At 40.7% G+C, this 17703-nt stretch carries 14 protein-coding genes; 4 read left to right on the forward strand and 10 right to left on the reverse strand.

Annotated features, from left to right (window positions below):
• The first annotated feature begins 105 nt into the window (after positions 1-105).
• The 3 genes from H5186_RS03650 to H5186_RS03660 all read left to right on the forward strand — a co-directional run bounded on the left by H5186_RS03650 (position 106) and on the right by H5186_RS03660 (position 3067).
• The gene (locus H5186_RS03650) at positions 106-1944 is read left to right on the forward strand and encodes a DUF294 nucleotidyltransferase-like domain-containing protein (protein WP_182761378.1); all 1839 of its coding nucleotides are present in this window, start codon (positions 106-108) and stop codon (positions 1942-1944) included.
• A 36-nt stretch (positions 1945-1980) separates the two neighbouring features.
• A complete protein-coding gene (locus H5186_RS03655) occupies positions 1981-2604 on the forward strand; it encodes a 3'-5' exonuclease (protein WP_182761377.1) in 624 nt (207 codons plus the stop codon).
• A 202-nt stretch (positions 2605-2806) separates the two neighbouring features.
• Positions 2807-3067, forward strand: a complete 261-nt coding sequence (locus H5186_RS03660; protein WP_145235329.1) for a hypothetical protein — start codon at positions 2807-2809, stop codon at positions 3065-3067.
• Between the two features lie 48 nt (positions 3068-3115).
• Here H5186_RS03660 and H5186_RS03665 read toward each other — a convergent pair whose 3' ends face one another.
• The 9 genes from H5186_RS03665 to H5186_RS03705 form a co-directional block, all read right to left on the reverse strand.
• The gene (locus H5186_RS03665; protein WP_145235331.1) at positions 3116-3607 is read right to left on the reverse strand and encodes a PaaI family thioesterase; all 492 of its coding nucleotides are present in this window, start codon (positions 3605-3607) and stop codon (positions 3116-3118) included.
• Positions 3608-3630: 23 nt separating this feature from the next.
• Entirely contained in the window at positions 3631-4878 is a 1248-nt protein-coding gene (locus H5186_RS03670) for a phenylacetate--CoA ligase family protein (RefSeq protein ID WP_182767249.1), read from the reverse strand.
• Between the two features lie 45 nt (positions 4879-4923).
• A complete protein-coding gene (locus H5186_RS03675) occupies positions 4924-5745 on the reverse strand; it encodes an ABC transporter ATP-binding protein (RefSeq protein ID WP_145235336.1) in 822 nt (273 codons plus the stop codon).
• 82 nt (positions 5746-5827) lie between these two features.
• Positions 5828-7078 carry an ABC transporter substrate-binding protein gene (locus tag H5186_RS03680; RefSeq protein ID WP_145235338.1) on the reverse strand — a complete coding sequence of 417 codons (1251 nt, stop codon included), beginning with the start codon at positions 7076-7078 and terminating at the stop codon, positions 5828-5830.
• A gap of 96 nt (positions 7079-7174) precedes the next feature.
• The gene (locus H5186_RS03685) at positions 7175-8248 is read right to left on the reverse strand and encodes a branched-chain amino acid ABC transporter permease (protein WP_149982122.1); all 1074 of its coding nucleotides are present in this window, start codon (positions 8246-8248) and stop codon (positions 7175-7177) included.
• A gap of 68 nt (positions 8249-8316) precedes the next feature.
• Positions 8317-9210, reverse strand: a complete 894-nt coding sequence (locus tag H5186_RS03690; protein WP_145235342.1) for a branched-chain amino acid ABC transporter permease — start codon at positions 9208-9210, stop codon at positions 8317-8319.
• Entirely contained in the window at positions 9207-11168 is a 1962-nt protein-coding gene (locus H5186_RS03695) for a long-chain fatty acid--CoA ligase (RefSeq protein WP_182761374.1), read from the reverse strand. The genes H5186_RS03690 and H5186_RS03695 overlap by 4 nt, the downstream gene beginning before the upstream one ends.
• Complete coding sequence (locus H5186_RS03700; protein ID WP_182717177.1) at positions 11168-11974, reverse strand: ABC transporter ATP-binding protein; 807 nt, start codon at positions 11972-11974, stop codon at positions 11168-11170. The genes H5186_RS03695 and H5186_RS03700 overlap by 1 nt, the downstream gene beginning before the upstream one ends.
• A gap of 140 nt (positions 11975-12114) precedes the next feature.
• Complete coding sequence (locus H5186_RS03705) at positions 12115-13155, reverse strand: DcaP family trimeric outer membrane transporter (RefSeq protein WP_145235348.1); 1041 nt, start codon at positions 13153-13155, stop codon at positions 12115-12117.
• A 181-nt stretch (positions 13156-13336) separates the two neighbouring features.
• Between H5186_RS03705 and H5186_RS03710 the strand changes: the two genes are divergently transcribed.
• Positions 13337-16876: a PAS-domain containing protein gene (locus tag H5186_RS03710; RefSeq protein ID WP_182767248.1), complete on the forward strand. Its 3540-nt coding sequence runs from the start codon at positions 13337-13339 to the stop codon at positions 16874-16876.
• On the opposite strand, the gene H5186_RS03715 is transcribed toward H5186_RS03710, so the two are convergent.
• On the reverse strand, positions 16873-17535 hold the full coding sequence (locus H5186_RS03715; protein ID WP_145235355.1) for a response regulator transcription factor: 663 nt from the start codon (positions 17533-17535) through the stop codon (positions 16873-16875). The two genes, H5186_RS03710 and H5186_RS03715, sit on opposite strands and share 4 nt — an antisense overlap.
• Between the last annotated feature and the right edge of the window lie 168 nt (positions 17536-17703).

Here is a 17703-nt window from a genome sequence, read left to right on the forward strand (position 1 = left end):
TATTAATTAATATTGATAGATCCAAAAGCCCGACTTAAGTCGGGCTTTTTATTTACCGTTGATAGCAGTACAGTGATCGTACGATTGTTTTTTGCGAGTAGACAAATGAATAATGAGCAACAGGAAGTCGCCCAGTTTGTGCTAGCACAAATGCCATTTAGCGACCTTGATAGCAGCGCAACAGATTACTTTGTAAAACATCTCGATGTTATTTATCTAACCCGTGAAAACCAAACGCAATGGCTGCAATCAGCCTCACCTAAGCTGTTTTTAATTCGCTCTGGTTTGTATGACTTAGTGGATGCAAAAGGCGATGTGATCACTCGTTTAGCACAAGGCGATTATTTTGGCTTTCCTTCACTGCTGACCGGCGAGGCAATTCAAAACCGTTTAGAAGTGCAAAAAGAGGGCATAGTTTATATGCTCAACCAAGATGCTTTCGACTACTTACGCCGTGAATATAAAACGTTTGAGCAGTATTTTGTTCGCGCGCATGCAAATCGGCTGCTTTCTTCACATTATAAAAGCCAAAACGATAGTTGGTCTGAACGTAAGATATCTGAACTGATGTCACGTAAAGCGGTCACTTTGTCGCCTGATGCAAGTATTCGCCAAGCAGCTAAAAAAATGAAAGAGCACGGCGTTTCGTCGATTATGGTGACAGAATTTGAACGCTTGGTTGGTGTGGTTACAGATCGCGATTTACGCAACCGGGTATTAGCCGATGAAATCGATCCCAAACAAGCGGTTAGCACTATCATGAGTGTCAAACCCAAGTTTATTTTTGAAAATAACCGTGTTTTTTCAGCGCTGCATTTAATGCTCAAACATAATATTCACCATTTACCAGTGTTGGATGAACACCATAAAGCGTTGGGCATGATCACCAGCACTGACTTATTACGTCAGCAAAAGAGCGATCCCGTTCAATTGATTGGCCGTATTTATAAAGCTCATAGTGTCGCAGATTTAAAGCGTTATGCGGCAGAAGTACCTAAATTATTGCGGAGCTTTTCTCATAATATTGATGATATATCGTTGATAGGTAAATTACTCAGTGGTTTAACTGATGCGTTAACCTCACGACTAATATATTTATTCCAAGAAGAGTGCGGTGCCGCTCCTACTAGCTTTAGTTTTATTTGTTTTGGCTCTCAAGCGCGTGAAGAGCAAACCTTGCATTCTGATCAAGATAACGGCTTATTACTACCTGATGACTTAAGCGAGCAACATCAAGATTACTACCGCCGGATGGGGGAGTTTGTTTGCGAACAGTTGGTTGAGTGCGGTATTAAACGCTGCCCAGGTAATATTATGGCAAGCAGCGAATTATGCAGAATGAGTATATCGGATTGGTGTGAGCGCTTTTTTAACTGGATCAAAAGCCCGACACCTGAAGCAATGCTCAACTGTAAAATATTTTTTGATTTACGTTTTATTGAAGGCTCAACGGCACTTTACACTGCATTTTGTGAGCAACTAACCCGAATTTCTCGCAACGAATTATTTTACGCCGCAATGGCAACGGATATTAAATCGAATTCTGTGCCGATAGGGTTATTTAATCAATTCAAGTTAGAAAAAGATGCTAAGCAACATAGATACATTGATTTGAAAAAGCGTGGTGTGGTTATCATCAATGACATTGTGCGCTTGTATGCGTTAAAAGCAGGCATACGCCGAGCAAACACCCAAGAGCGCTTAGATGCATTGCTGAAACACTCATTGTTAAGTAATCACGATGTATATAATTTGAAAGACTGCTGGCGATTTTTAACTCAATTACGTTTACGTACACAAATAAATGAAGAAGGACTACCGAGTAACTGTATTAATCCAGATAGGTTAAACTCGCTAGAGCGCCATCAATTAAAAGAAGCGTTTTATTTACTCAAGCTCGCACAACAAGCTGCGGCATTTAAGTTTGCTCGTGGAAGTTTATAAATATGTGTTTTGCTATGAATAAGGTGGACAAGCTAAGTGGTTAAACGTTGGTTGAGTCGCTATTTTGCGCGTAAGCAATTACTTGCTCAAAGTGCACTAGTACAGCGCTATATAGTAATTGATTTAGAGCTGACTGGACTTGATCCAAAACTGCATGAAATCGTCTCGATTGCGTGGGTGTTGATAGAAAAGCAATGCATTAAATTGAGCCAAGCTCAGCACGCCATAAATAAAGAAGTGCTGCGCCTTGAGCAAAGTCCTGTTTATCATGGAATTGCCCAGCAAGATGTCGCTAATGGAAAAAGCTTAGCGGCTATTTTAGCTAAGCTAAGCGCTCATTTTTCGGATGCTATTTTGGTGTTTCATAATGCTACTTTAGATTGGGGATTTTTAAAGCAGGCATTTCAAGCACATAATATTGATGTGCAGCCTTTATTGATTATTGATACTTTTCAGATTGAAAAAAAGCGCCTGCACCAACAAGGCTATGAAATAGGCTTAGACGATTTAACTCTCAGTGCCTGCAGGGCGCGGTATGAGCTACCTCATTATGGTTGCCATCATGCACTTACCGATGCCATGGCTACCGCTGAATTACTGTTAGCACAATGCCATCAAATTAGCCGTGGCAATGAACTAAAGTTGGCTGAGTTGGTTTAAACCTAACGCTGATTAATTACACTCTACCGTTCTCATTATTATTAATATATATCCTAGCTGAACAACTGTTTTAATTGTTAACTATATCGCGCCGTAAGTATTAATTTTTATTCTTAAAAACAGGCTTTTATCGTAATCTTTTTAGGTACTTTATTTGCTATTGTAGAGCACTAACATTTACTTTCTCGTTTGGTTTTTATCTATGAAAAATAATTTACTGCCATCTTTAGCTGGCGTTTTAGTGAGCTTGTTCGCCGTATGGTGGTTACATGGGTTTTTATTGGTTGACCGCTGTTTAGATAGTGGTGGGGCTATTAATCATAAAACAAACTTATGCGTGGGCGCAAACGAGCAAATAATAGAACTTGCTACACCGTCAGGTATGTTAGTTATTTATGGTGTGGTGATTATGGCTTTGTCGCTATCAGTCAGTGTACTGCTGAAAAAGCTAGGTAAGCGCTAAGTTTTGAATTGAAGAGCGAACACGGCAGTTCGCTCTTAACTTTGAATGCTAACTGATAAAGCTCGCTGGCATTTTCACAGCAATTACGCTGCCTTTAACACAGATCACGTTGTTCGCTGATAGCGTGATGTCGACAATCACTTTGTTGGGTTTTACTTCAATGAAGCTACCTATTAGCTGCAGCTCTACCCCCATTGGAGTCGGCGCTAAAAAGTTAACATTTAAAGCCCCTGTAACAAAACGAAATGCAGGTTGAGTCCCCATCTCTCGCTCTGCATATCGATAAGCTATAGCAGCGGCACTGCCTGTACCATGGCAGTCAATCAGGGACGCAAGCAGCCCACCATAAACAAAGCCAGGGATTGCTGTATGGCAAGGTTGCGGCGTAAAGTGGGCGATAGTTTTATCGATATTGCCTTGATTTTGCTCATCCTGATACCAATAACTTTTTAATTGGTGACCCTGCTCATTGTTTTTGCCACAGCCATAACAATGGCTGAGCTCATCGGGGTAATAATCTTGAAAGGCTATATTGTTCATTAAAACTCCTAGTTCTAATTGGGTTATCCGATGACTCGTTGATCATCAATCACTTTGCCATCATCAGCTAAGCTGCCTAGCTCGACCAACTCAACACTGCCATTTAATTTTGTGTATTGTTTTAAGTTATCTAGCAATACGCCGGTGAGTTCCAGTTTAGTTAGCTCTGATTGGTCTTGATCGTATTCACACAATAGCTGCATTTTGTCTTGATGATCTTGTAGCTTGACCACTAAGCGCATTTTCTTTATCCCCTTAACACTGAGTCTAATTCGCTCTATTTGTTGAGGATGAACAAACATACCTTTTATTTTCGTGGTTTGATCGGCTCTACCTAACCAACCTTGAATGCGCATGTTAGTCCGACCACACGCACTTTGCCCTGGCTTGATAGCCGATAAGTCACCGGTTGCAAAACGGATTAACGGATAATCAGTATTGAAACTTGTAATAACCACTTCACCAATCTCACCATCTGCGACTGGAGTGAGGCTGCCTGGGCGCACAATTTCGACAATTAAATCTTCAGCGATAATTAACCCATCGTCAGCAATGGTTTCATAGCCAATTAAGCCTACATCGGCACTTGCGTAAGCCTGTAAGGTGTTGATACCTTGTTGTTTAAACGACTCGCGCAGTTCATGAGATAATGCCTCTCCAGTCACCAGTGCTTTTTTGAGGCTGCTAACGTCACGTTTAGTTGCCTGCGCTTTATCCAGTAATATTTTTAAAAAAGAGGGAGTGCCACAATAACCTTGCGGGTGTAAATCTTCTATTACGTCAAGTTGTTGATCTGTTTGCCCTGGGCCTGCGGGTATAACCACACAGCCACACGCACGCGCCCCTGAATCAAGAATAAAACCGCCAGGAGTCAAATGGTATGACAAACAATTTTGTACTAACTCACCTGCTCTAAACCCCGCAGCATGAAAGGCTTGGCCCATTCGCCACCAATCTTGCTGGCAATTTTCAGGGTCATAAATAGGCCCCGGTGATTGAAAAATTCGATTTATATGGCCACTTTTAGATGCGAGACCGCCAAGCGGAGGCTGTTGCTTTTGTATGTCTAAAAGGTCAGATTTTCTGGTGATCGGCAAAGTCGCTAGTTGTGAGCGAGTAGTGATATTCGTGGCATCAATGTTCGCTAATATAGCCTGATAATAGGGGCTGTTATTTTTTGCATAGGTAATAAAGTCAGCTAAACGGGACAATAAATTTTGTTCTCTGGTTTCAGAGTGTTGATGTTCATTGGCATGATAAAAATGGCTCATAATAGCTCCAGTAACATAGAAAAAGTAGAGAGATAGATAGGTTGATTACAACCAGCGTTTGCGACGTTTATATGACTTAAGATCTTTAAAGCTTTTACGTTCTTCGTTACCGCCACCGAGGTAAAACTCTTTTACATCTTCGTTGTTTAAAAGCTGCTCTTGTGTGCCATCTAATACAACTTTCCCTGATTCAATGATGTAACCATAATTAGCCGCTCTCAGTGCATAGTTGGCATTTTGTTCTACCAACAGCATAGTAATACCTTGATCTTGGTTAATCTTTTTTATGATTCCGAACACTTCTTTAACCAATAATGGCGATAACCCCATCGATGGCTCATCGAGGCAAATCATCTTTGGACGTGCCATTAATGCACGGCCAATTGCCAGCATTTGTTGTTCGCCACCTGATAAATATCCAGCTAAGCCTGTGCGTTCTTTTAAGCGAGGGAAATAGTGGTACACCATTTCAATGTCTTGATTTATTTGTGCGTCTTTGCGGGTAAAGGCGCCGAGTTTTAAGTTTTCTAGAGAGGTCATATCTTCGATGATACGACGCCCTTCCATAACCTGAAACAATCCACTGCGCACCACATCTTCGGCATTTTTATTGTCTATTCGTTCGCCCATAAAGGTAATGTCGCCTTTAGTGACTTCGCCATTTTCAGTTTTTAATAAGCCAGAAATGGCTTTTAAGGTGGTTGATTTTCCTGCGCCATTTGGCCCAAGTAGGGTGACTATTTCACCCTCTGGCACATCTAAACTAACACCACGTAAAACTTGGATGACTTCATCGTAAACAACTTCAATATTGTTAACGCTTAGAATTGGTGATGCAGGTTGTATTTTTATAGCTGCTTGTGACATAGCTAACTCCGTGAAAAATTAATAATTTATCAGCGGATGAAAATAACGAGATGCTTCATCCGCTGCTATGTTTAACGAGCTATTAAAAACCTAACCACGCATCACGGCGCTCAATGGTTACCAGTGATAACTCTTCAACGACGACATTGCCTTCGTTATAGTTGCCTTTGTAAATGTAAACTTGGTTAGTGCCACGGTGATCTTGTTCACTCCAGTTGCCCGCAAGGCATACGCCTTCAAGTCCTGCTGGTACCCAATCTTTACGGGCATACATGGCTTTTTTAATATTTTCACCGGTTATTCCGCCGTTATCTTTTGCCCATTCCATAGCCTCTTTCATAAAGAATGTTGAGCACACGCCACGAATGTAATGATGAACACGCTCTTCTTGGCCTGAAGGGTCTGATTGTTTTGAAATCTCCCTAACGAGTTTCATGCCAGGTACTTGATCAGTCCAAAACGGCGTCATAGCTGGAAATACATAATCTTTAATGCCTTCGCCCGCAGCTTGGAATATTTTTTTATCGCCCCCCCATATATTCGACATAAACTGAATATCGGTACCAACGGTGTTACATGATTTAACTAAAGACAATACTGAACCACCTAGATTGCCTATATATCCGTAATTTGAGCCTGAGCTTTTTAAGCTTAAACATTGCGCTTTAAAATCACCTGGTTTCATCGAAATAACAACCGCAGGTTGTACATCAAAGCCTAATTCGGTGGCGTACTCTGCACAGGCTTCTTTCGGTGCATTAGGGAAGGGGTGATTTGCACCAATATGAGTAAACTTAGGTTTGCCTTTGCCCCCCTTTTTTTGCCAGTCCTCAGCTGCCCACTGGACTAAACCGCGGCACGCATCTGAATAGGATGCGCCGTAAAAAAAGTTATAAGGAGCTGGTTTCTTTGTATGTGGGTTTTTACCCATAGGATCCGTTAAGTGGCCAGAGTAAGACGCTGAAAATACTGGTAGTTTATCTTTGGCTACAAATGAGATCAGTGCTTCGGTATCAGCGGTGCCCCAGCCTTGCATGGCAACCATGTTTTTACGCGAATGCCACTTTTTATAAGCGGCAATCGCTTGCGGCACTTTGTAAGCGTAATCAATTGTTTCATATTCGAGTTTAGTGCCATTGATGCCACCATTTTCGTTAATGTAAGCTAGGGAATCACGCACGCCGTCAGCGTAATTTTTACCAACAAAAGCTGTCGGGCCACTCATATCAGCTAGATGACCAACAAAGACTGAGTCTTCAGCGAATGTTTGTTGGCTGGTGCACAGCGCGCTTACTATTAATAGAGACGTTAATTTTGCCTTATGATTGTGCATAACTATTTCCTTTTTCTTTTTATGGCTAGATTGCCAATTATTTACGCATTAATGATGCTCATGTGTGTTGTATATGCTTAAGTTAGTGTCTATTGATTAGTACGAGAACGGGTAAAACTTCCAATAGTTTTTAATTTGTGCCCAGCGGTGTGCCATGCCTTGCGGCTCAAAAATAAGGAATAAGATAATCACTAAGCCAATGGCCATTTCTTTGATATAGGCCAGGCCATCAACCACCATAGGAATATTGCCCCAGTCGGTCATCTTCATTAAACCAACGCCGCTTTCGAGCACTTCAGGTAAAAACACCATAAATACCACACCCATTAAGGTGCCTTTAATTGAACCCAAGCCGCCGATGATGATCATGGCTAAAAATTGAATCGACATAAATAAGGTGAAGCCTTCGGCAGAAACATAGCCTAAGTAATGGGCATATAAGGCACCGCCAATACCGGCATAAAAAGACGATATACCAAAAGAGAGTAAGCGATATTTATTGAGCTTGATGCCCATGATCTCAGCTGATAGATAATGGTCACGTACTGCAACAAAGGCGCGACCATCACGACTGCGCATCAGATTACAGCCCCAAATATACATAATAACTAAGGCTGCTAAGGCGATATAAAAGAAGCTTTCATCGCTATTAAAAACAAAGCCAAATATACTAATTGGGTCGGCAGATGAGCCGGCAGAACCACCAGAAAACCAGTCAGCACGGGCAAAGAAGTCTTCTAAAATAAACTGCGCAGCCAGTGTGGCTATAGCTAAGTACAAGCCTTTAATTCTTGAGGCCGGTAAACCAAACATCATGCCTACAGCCATTGTTAAAAAACCAGCCAGTGGAATACACAGCAATACAGGAATACCAAAGGAGATATTGAGCCATGCTGATGCAAAAGCACCAAAGCCAAAAAATGCGCCATGACCTAATGAAATTTGTCCGGTGTAACCGACCAAAATATTGAGCCCTAGTGCGGCTATCCCTAAATATGAAATTTGAATAAATAGGGTTAGGTAATATGCATCGACTAAGTATGGCGCTGCACATAATAGGGCAATTGCGAAAATTGCCACATTTTTGATGGTTGTTGTTTCAAAAATTGTATTATCTTGTTTATAACTGGTGCGGAAATCGCCGCAGGGTCTCATGGTTAAACTGGACATAATAAACTCCTAAAATTTACCTTTATCTGCACTTGTTAGGCGCTATTGATGCACCTAAATTGGCTTGATTAAATACGTTCAATATCTTTTGTGCCGAACAAACCGTATGGTTTGAACCAAAGGATGACGAGCAACACGTAAAATGGTGCGATGTCATACATATTGCCAACATGCAGATATTGGCTGTCGAAAAACTCAGCGACATTCTCTAATACACCAATGATCAAACCACCGACAATAGCGCCGATGATAGAATCTAAACCGCCAAGAATAACTGCAGGGAAAACTTTGATGCCAATTAATGACAGTGAATTTGAAACCCCGTTTACCATGCCAATAACAATTCCAGCTGTGGCTGAAACCGTAGCAGCAATACCCCAGCTCATAGCAAAAACTTGTTTTACCGAAATACCTAAGCTTTGTGCAATCTGTTGATCAAAGGCTGTGGCTCGCATTGCTAAACCGTATTTTGAATGTTTAAAGAATAGATAGAAGGCAACCATAATTATTAAGGCGATTACGGTGCTCATTAAGTAAGCGGCTTCAATGTTCAAGCCAAATATTTGGATGCTATTAGTGGTAAATACTTGCGGGTAACTTTGCGCTGAAACACCAAAAATCCATTTCATCAAGGCTTGAAAAAAGATTGATAAGCCAATGGTGATCATGATCACTGAGATAATAGGTTCACCTATCATCGGGCGTAAAACAATCATTTGCAGCAGCACACCAAAGATTGCCATAAAGGCCATTGTCAGTAAAAAGCCCACTACAAAAGGCAGCTCTAAATAAATCAGTACTGCCCAGCATACCCAGGCACCCACTAATAAAAACTCACCTTGGGCAAAGTTTACAATTTGCGTTGATTTGTACACTAATACAAAGCACATCCCAACGACGCCATAGAGTAAGCCGACAATTAAACCATTGACGATTAGTTGAATTAGCAATTCAAAATTCATGAGACTCTCCGTGTTATGTTGATAGTGTTATCAGCAGCCGTGCAGGCTGTTTCGATCAGCGAAGTGACTTTAAGCTGGGTTTGAATACGGGTTTTAGTACCATCTTGAAATACCACCATGGTATCAATATCAACATTTTCCTTGTTGTCATAAATGGATGAAATAATGTCGCCATATTTATCCGCAATAACACTACGGCGAACTTTACGGGTTCGTGTTAATTCGCCATCATCGGCATCAAGTTCTTTGTAAAGTAATAAAAATTTATGGATTTTTTGTGATTCAGGAAGTGACTCATTGACGCGCATTATTTCTTCGCCAATTTTTTCGTACACTTCAGGCAGGGTTGATAAGTTGGTGTAGTTGGTAAACGACAGCCCTTGTTGCTCAGCCCATTTCGCAACAATACTAAAACGAATACAAATGATGGCTGATAGATAAGGCTTTGCTTTACCTAAAATAACGGCTTCGCCAATAAATGAAGAAAACTTAAGTTTGTTTTCTATATATTGAGGAGAATATTGTGCGCCGTCGCTGGTGCAAGCGAGATCTTTGATCCGATCAATCACCACTAAATGGCCAGACGGTTTAAAGTAACCGGCATCACCTGTTTGCATCCAGCCGTCAATCACGTCTTCATCATAGGCTTGTTGATTATTAAGGTAGCCACTAAACATTCCGACTGTTTTAGCAATAACTTCGCCAATACCGGCTTTATCGGGATTAATGACTTTAATTTGTGCATTATCAAACGCGACGCCAACACTGTCGTAGTCAACATCGGCTTCATGATGGATGGTGTAAGCTCCGCACATTTCTGTTTGGCCGTAGAGTTGGCGTAAAGGCACACCAATGGTTTGGAAAAACTTAAAGGTGTCAGGCCCCATCGCAGCTCCGCCGGTGGCAGCCGATTTTAAGAATGAAAAACCGAGTCGATCACGAAGTGCTTTTAGCAGTAGAATTTCAGCTAGCCATGATTTTTTGCCTGTTACTTGGCTTTGCTCAGCCAGCTTCATGGCAAAATTAAATAGCTTTCTTTTAAAAGGTGTTGAATCCATCATACGGGTTTGTACGTCAGCTAAAATGCCTTCCCATACCCGTGGTGCTAATAGTACAAAGCTGGGGCCAATTTCTCGTAGGTCAGCCATGAGTGTTTCTTGTTCTTCAACAAAATTTACAATTTGACGGGCGATCAGTGCTTGGCCAATTGCATAGACTTGCTCCATGATCCAAGGTAAGGGCAATACAGATACATAGTTGTCGCCAGCTTGACGCGGGTCAGCACGTAAATATGAACTACAGTGCTTAATAAAATTGCCACCATTGAGTAGGGCAATTTTGGGTTTTGATGTGGTACCTGAAGTGGTGCAGTAAATAGCAATGTCGTCAGGGGCTGAGGCATCTATCATGGCTTGATAACGATCAGGGTATGCTTGTTCGAGTTCTTGGCCCAGTATGTATAGGGTATTGATATCTATAAGTCGCGAGTCGTTGTATTTGCGCATACCTCTTGGGTCGCAATAAACAATGAATTTTACTTGCTCTATGCCATCACCTAAATCAAGTAATTTATCGCATTGCTCTTCGTTTTCAGCAATCACAACGGTTGCGCCACTGCTAGCGAGTAAATAGATTACTTCGTCATGCATTGAATCTTGATAAATACCTAATGAATGGCAACGTAAAGCGTGAGCAGCAATTTCGCCCCATATCCATTCTGGGCGGTTATCACCAAGTAAGGCAATGGTATCATCTGTATTCACGCCTTTGTTACTCAACGCGAGCGACAACCACTTTACTTTATTGTTATATTCGGCCCAGCTGAACTCGTTCCAAATACCAAACTCTTTTTCTCGCATCGCCACCATATCAGGCCAATGCGTGGCATTGTGTTGTAGAATTTTGGGGAAGGTATTCAGTTCACCCATCTCAAAATCTTGATTGATTTGGCTAGTCATTAACTTACCTCCTCTAAGGTGGCTGGCTCTGCGTCGTCTTCAAGACCAAGGTAGGCACGTTTAACATAGGGGTCAGCCATGACTTCGTGTGGTAAACCAGAAATTAATTTTTTACCAAAATCCAGCACCATAACTTCATGAGAAATATCCATTACAACTCCCATATCATGTTCAATCATAACGACCGTAATACCGAATTCTTCATTTAAATCGAGGATGTATCTGGCCATGTCTTCTTTTTCTTCCAGATTCATTCCAGCCATTGGTTCGTCAAGTAAAATCAGTTTTGGGTTTAGAGCCATTGCACGAGCTAATTCAACGCGTTTACGAAGCCCGTAAGACAAGGTGCCAGCGATGGATTTTCTGATATGAGAGATCTCAAGGAAGTCGATCACTTCTTCTACTTTTCTACGGTGAGCGAGTTCTTCTTTTTGCGCCCCAGAAGCCCAATATAACGGCCCTGTTAACCAATTGTTTTTTAATAAGTGATGGCGACCAACCATAATATTATCGAGCACTGACATATGGCCAAATAAGGCTAAGTTTTGAAAAGTACGGCCCATACCTAAGTCTGCGCGGTCATTGGGTTTTAAGTGGGTAACATCTTGATCTGCAAAGGTGATTTTTCCACTGTTAGGTTGATAGCGGCCAGAAATGCAATTGAGCATTGATGTTTTACCAGCCCCATTTGGGCCAATAATTGAAAATACAGAGCCTTTAGTCACCGAAAAACTAACATCTGTTAAGGCTTTAACACCACCAAAGGCTAGCGATATTTGCTCTATATTGAGTATCGATGTTGTCATACTCATACTCCTAAATTTAACTGAGAATAAAAATGAATAACGAATGCGTTGAAAAATAAGAGGGGGTGAACCCTCTTTAAAATGTATTAACGGTTGGGGTCGTTATTACACACAACAAACATTAGAAAGTGTTCTGTCAGCTAGAGGATGTATCTCATTGTGGCTTGTAGGTAATTTGAATCTTTATCTAACTCATCAATTGAAAAGTTACCGACTTCAATACCCACTTCGAGTTCTTTAGTTAAGTTTTGAAAGAGGTTTATACCCCATTGCGTACGCTCACGATTGGATACATCTCCATCAACTTTGCCGTACAGCACGCTTGAACGCAGTGAATCATTCCAAAAATGACGATAGGCAACTAATACAGAGGTAATATCTTCAACTTCTTCACCATAGAGATCTTTAACAGCCGCAGCCCCTACATAGCGGCCTAAATCACCTTTATGAATTTGTAGGCGTAAGTCATCTTTTCCTGTTGTTTTAATTCGTGCCGCAACAGATGCGCCAAAGGCGCTTTCAGTGTTACCTGATAAGGTATGTAATTGCCGTGCTAAGCCAGAAATAGAGACATTGCCCCAATCACCTTTGATGTTATAGCGTGCGATTAAATCAGGAATATTATCGTTTGCGGTATCGCCCCCCCAGCTCTCAGGATTTTCAATGGATACTTGGAAGTTGCCCATGTTATAACGTACTTGTCCTTGACGAATAAATACTAGACCTGTTGTTGCGCCAGCAAAATCGGCAGTTTCAGGAATTGCGCTAGTATTCATAAAGGTTGACCAAGTTTGGCCAACAGTGAGATCTTTGTAGTTTATAAAAGCATGTCGGATGCGCGGGTTAGCTGAGTTAGAGACAATTTCATTACCGCCGCCGCCCCAAAAATCCATTTCGATGAAGCCTGTTATCTCGCCGTGTTGGTATTTAGTATTGAAACGGGTTTCGTTAGCAAAGATACGAAACTGGGATGCGTCTTCTTCTAAAGCAATGCCATCACCAATCCAGTAATCACGATAGGCAATGTCACCGTCAACGTATCGTGCATCAATTTTAATGTAGCCACCGAAGGTTAATTTATCGTTTTCAGTTATGTTGATCTCGTAGCCTGCCAGTGCGGATGTACTGGCAGTAAGAAAAGCAGATGTAAGCAGTAATTTTTTATATTGTGTGTTGAACATCGACCAAATTCCTTTGTTATTATGTGTGATTCATACTAGGTGAGTCGAAAAAATCAACAATTGTAAATAAGGGCTAGTACCTTGCGCTTAGTCCTTTAGTCCAATGTTATATGCTGTGTTTTACGGGCAAAGTAAGCATTGAAAATAATAATAAATACAATTTGATACAAAGAAGAGCGCGATGTTTTCTAATTGGTTGTTGGTTAGTGTAAGTATTGGTTACATTAGTTTGTTATTTCTAATTGCCCACCTTGGGGGCAAGTATCGACATAAGCTAGTTGCCAAACAGCATGCTATTATTTATGCCTTATCATTAGGGGTTTACTGTACGTCTTGGGGGTTTCTAGGTACTTCAGCGCAGGCGGCAAATAGCTCTTTTTCTTATATTTCGGTTTATTTAGCCCCTATTTTATTATTTATATTTGCTTGGCCTTTTATTCAGCGGATCATAAAAACCTGCCTCAAACTCAAAAGTACTTCCATTGCTGATTTACTTTCGGCTCGGTTTGGTAAATCACAAAGCTTAGCCTTGTTGGTAACGTTAGTGGCCATGATTGGCACCTTGCCTTATATTGCTTTGCAGCTTAAAGCGATTGTTTACTCTTATAAAATTTTACAGCAAAGCCAAGATTTTCCGATTTGGCAATTAGGTTTAATCGTTAGCCTGATTTTAGCTGGATTCACCATTATCTTTGGCATTCGAACTATCGATGTAACAGAGCGTCATCCCGGCGTCATGATAGCGATTGCCTTTGAATCGTTAGTTAAACTGATCGCTTTTTTACTTGTTGGCTTATTTGTATCATTTGTTATTTATGATTCCCCCGCTGATATTTGGCAAAAGTCACAAGATTACGTGTCCTTATCGCAGCAGTTTGAAAGCTATAACCTAGTAGGTATGGTGGGTTTATTGATCATCGTTATGTCAGCTTTTTTATGTTTACCAAGGCAATTTCAAGTTATGTTTGTTGAAATTAAAGAGCAAAAAACCAGTAATTTAGCACGTTGGTTATTGCCTATTTATATCTTGGTATTCGCATTTTTTGCAGGCCCTATAGGCCTTGCTGGCACATTAAATTATGGACACTCTTTAGACCCTGACGCGTATGTTTTATTTTTGCCCGCTTATAACGGCCAAGAGTGGTTGTCGCTATTTGCATTTTTAGGAGCGGTTTCTGCGGCAAGTTCAATGGTAATTGTATCGACCATTGCTTTGAGTACTATGCTCAGTAATGAAATTGTTTTTCCATTAATTTTTAAACTCGCACCTCGTAAGCACCACGACTTTTTACACTTTCAATCCCGATTATTATTGATCCGAAAAATATTAGTGGTGGTGGTTATTGCACTTAGTTATTGCATGTTACTGGTATCTCCCCCTGATACGCTGGCATCACTTGGGGAGGTTGCGTTTGGCGCGATTGCGCAAATAGGGCCTGCATTGGTTGCTGCTTTTTTTTGGCGAAGAGCAACTCAAAAGGGCGTTTTTTGGGGCATGTTTTGTGGTTTCTCTATTTGGGCACTGTTTAATTTATTACCACAGCTTGGGTTTTATGCACACCCGTTAAGCAATACAAATTGGCCTGCTACAACGGTGGCTACCTTGTTTGGCTTGGCTATTAACCTTATTGTGCTGTTTATTGTTTCACAGCTTACTCGGCAAAATATTCGCGAAGAAATGCAGAGTAAATATTTCTATGAAACCGATAATAAACAAGATTCACATCTGCCTAAACAACCAAAAATAGATCGTCAGGAACTCGAGCTGTTAATTGCTCGCTTTATTGGTCAAGACAAAGCAGCCGAGTGCTTTGCTGAATTTAATCAATCACATAAAATTAAAAAGCATAAAACCTATAATGAGGCTTTATTACTGCATGCAGAGCAGACATTAGCGAGTGTAATGGGCTCGGCATCAGCCAAATTGGTGATTTCTTTTGCTTTGGCTGGTCGTGATATCGCATTTGATCAAGTTGCTAAAATTGTTGAGGATAACTCTACTCAACAACTTGAATTTAGTCGTTCAGTATTGCAAGGAGCGATTGAAAATACCAGTGAAGGGATCTCTGTGATAGATGCTAATTTGAATTTAGTAGCATGGAATAAGCAGTATCTAGATATTTTTAATTACCCTAAAAATTTAATCTATATTGGTTGCCCAATTAGCCAGTTGATCCGCTTCAACCTTAGCAATCAAAATCGCTATATACATAATATTGAGGGGCAGGTTAATAAACGTCTTGAGTACTTAAAAGCCGGTAGTAAGCATAAATCAGAGCGAAAGTTAGCCAATGGTAAGGTGCTGTTAATTGAAGGGAACCCAATACCTGGTGGAGGATTTGTGATGATTTTCTCAGATATTACGGAGTTTCGCCGAGCAGAAAATTATTTAAAAGAAGAAAACACCGATCTTGAAAGTCGTGTTCTTGCGCGCACGACAGAATTAGAACTAGCAAACTTAGAGCTTGAAAAAGCCAATCGAGAACTCGCTGATGCAAGGTTAAAAGCAGAGCAGGCTCATTTGAAAAAGAGTCAATATTTAAGAGCCTGTAGTCATGATCTTTTGCAACCATTGTCGGCTGCTCGGTTGTTTTCTTCTGCGGTATGTTTGAGCCCTAGAGTGTCAATACAAGAGCGTGAGCAAATTAAGAAAATTGATAATTCGTTAGAGATAGCAAATAACCTATTACTTGATTTAAATGAAATTGCGCGGATTGAAAGTGGCAATATCACCCCTGTTTTCAATGACATTGCACTGGAGCGGGTATTTAGTATGTTGCATTCGGAGTTTTCTGCCTTGAGTAAAGATTATAAAATTGATTTTCGCTGTCACTCAAGTCAATTATTTATCCGCACAGATCTAACTTTGCTAACGCGGATTGTGCAAAACTTTTTAAGTAATGCATTTCGCTATGCAAATAACGGTAAAGTATTGCTGGGTTGTCGTCGTAAGGGCAATTACTTAAGTATTCAAGTAATTGATAACGGACCTGGCATCCCCGAAGATAAGCAGCAAGAAGTATTTGAACAATTTACACAATTATCGACGCAAATGATTGGCCCTAAAGGCTTGGGGTTGGGTTTAAATATTGCACAAAGCCTGGCTAATATTCTTGAGCATAAGGTTGGCTTGGTATCAGAGCCTGAGCATGGCTGCTTGTTTAGCGTTGAAGTACCGATTGTAAACCGTGTACAGCAAACAAAGCCGACACTTGCCCCTAAGAATATGACTTTGCAAGGAGTTGGGGTGCTATGTATTGATAACGAAAAAGATGTTATTGCAGGTATGACCGAGCTTTTAACAGCCTGGAAATGTCGTGTATTTACCGCGACAACCGCAGCTGAGGCGTCTGCACTTTATAAAACACATGAAGATGAAATTGATATTCTCTTAGTTGATTATCAACTTAGTGCTGAACCAATGTTCCCCGCTAACCCTTTGCATATTGTAACAGTAGACTACTCTGAGCGTCAGGAGCAAAAGCCTCACTCGGAGCATCTTGATGGCTGTAATGGCATTGAATTAATCAAGCGTATTCGAGCAATCAGCCAGTATCCATTACCTGCGATTTTAATCACCGCAACAACTGATGAGTTAGTGCAAGTACAGGCAAAGCAAGCCGATATTGGCTATTTGCGGAAAATCATCAAGCCCGTCGCATTACGGGCGTTGATGAGTGCTTTATTAACTAAACAGCTAGAAAAAAATTATAATAGTTAATGGCGATGAAAAGGTGAAAGTGATGCTTGTGCCAGTTGCTGCTCGTTTAATAAAATCACGGCTTGAGTTCGACTTTTTACCCCAAGTTTTAAGTATATTGTGCTGGCATGGCTTTTGATTGTAGATTCAGACAAGCTAAGTTCGTAGGCGATTTGTTTATTTAACAAACCATCGGCAAACATGTGTAATATTTTATGCTGTTGGGGCGTTAATGTTGCTAACTTTTCTGCTTGCTGTTGCTCTGGCGTATTTTTATTGTGATCATCGGTGGGTGTCCATAGTTTGCCTTGTAGCACATCTTCTATTGCTTTTATCATCTCAGGGACGGGAGTTGATTTAGGTATAAAGCCTGCTGCACCCAGGCTCATCGCTTTGCGTATGGTATCAGGCTCTTCAAAACCTGATACTACAATCACCCCTATTTCAGGATACAGCTCACGTATATTACTCAGCGTATTAAAACCCTGTGCACCCGGAATATCAAGATCGAGTAAGATCAGATCAACATCTGTGGTGTTTGCTAATTTGTGCTCTAATTCGGGAATTGTTTCGGCTTCAAGTAGGCAAGCATTATTAAAGCTTGATTCCAGCATAAGTAATAGTGCTTGTCGAAACAGCGGGTGATCATCTGCAATTAAGATTTTTGTGTGTGTTGTCATTTTATTTCTAACCTAATGTTTAGATTAATGATCTTTTAGTTTCATCAATTGTTTTTTGATTGAATAGTGTTCGTTGTCTTGAATAAAGTAACGCTATTATAAAATAATTCAATAATAATAAACCTAAATAGCATAAATTGACTAAAATTCACTCGTGAAAATGAACCT

Origin of the sequence: Pseudoalteromonas sp. SG41-2 (assembly GCF_014164535.1) — a bacterium.
GTDB lineage: Bacteria > Pseudomonadota > Gammaproteobacteria > Enterobacterales > Alteromonadaceae > Pseudoalteromonas > Pseudoalteromonas rhizosphaerae.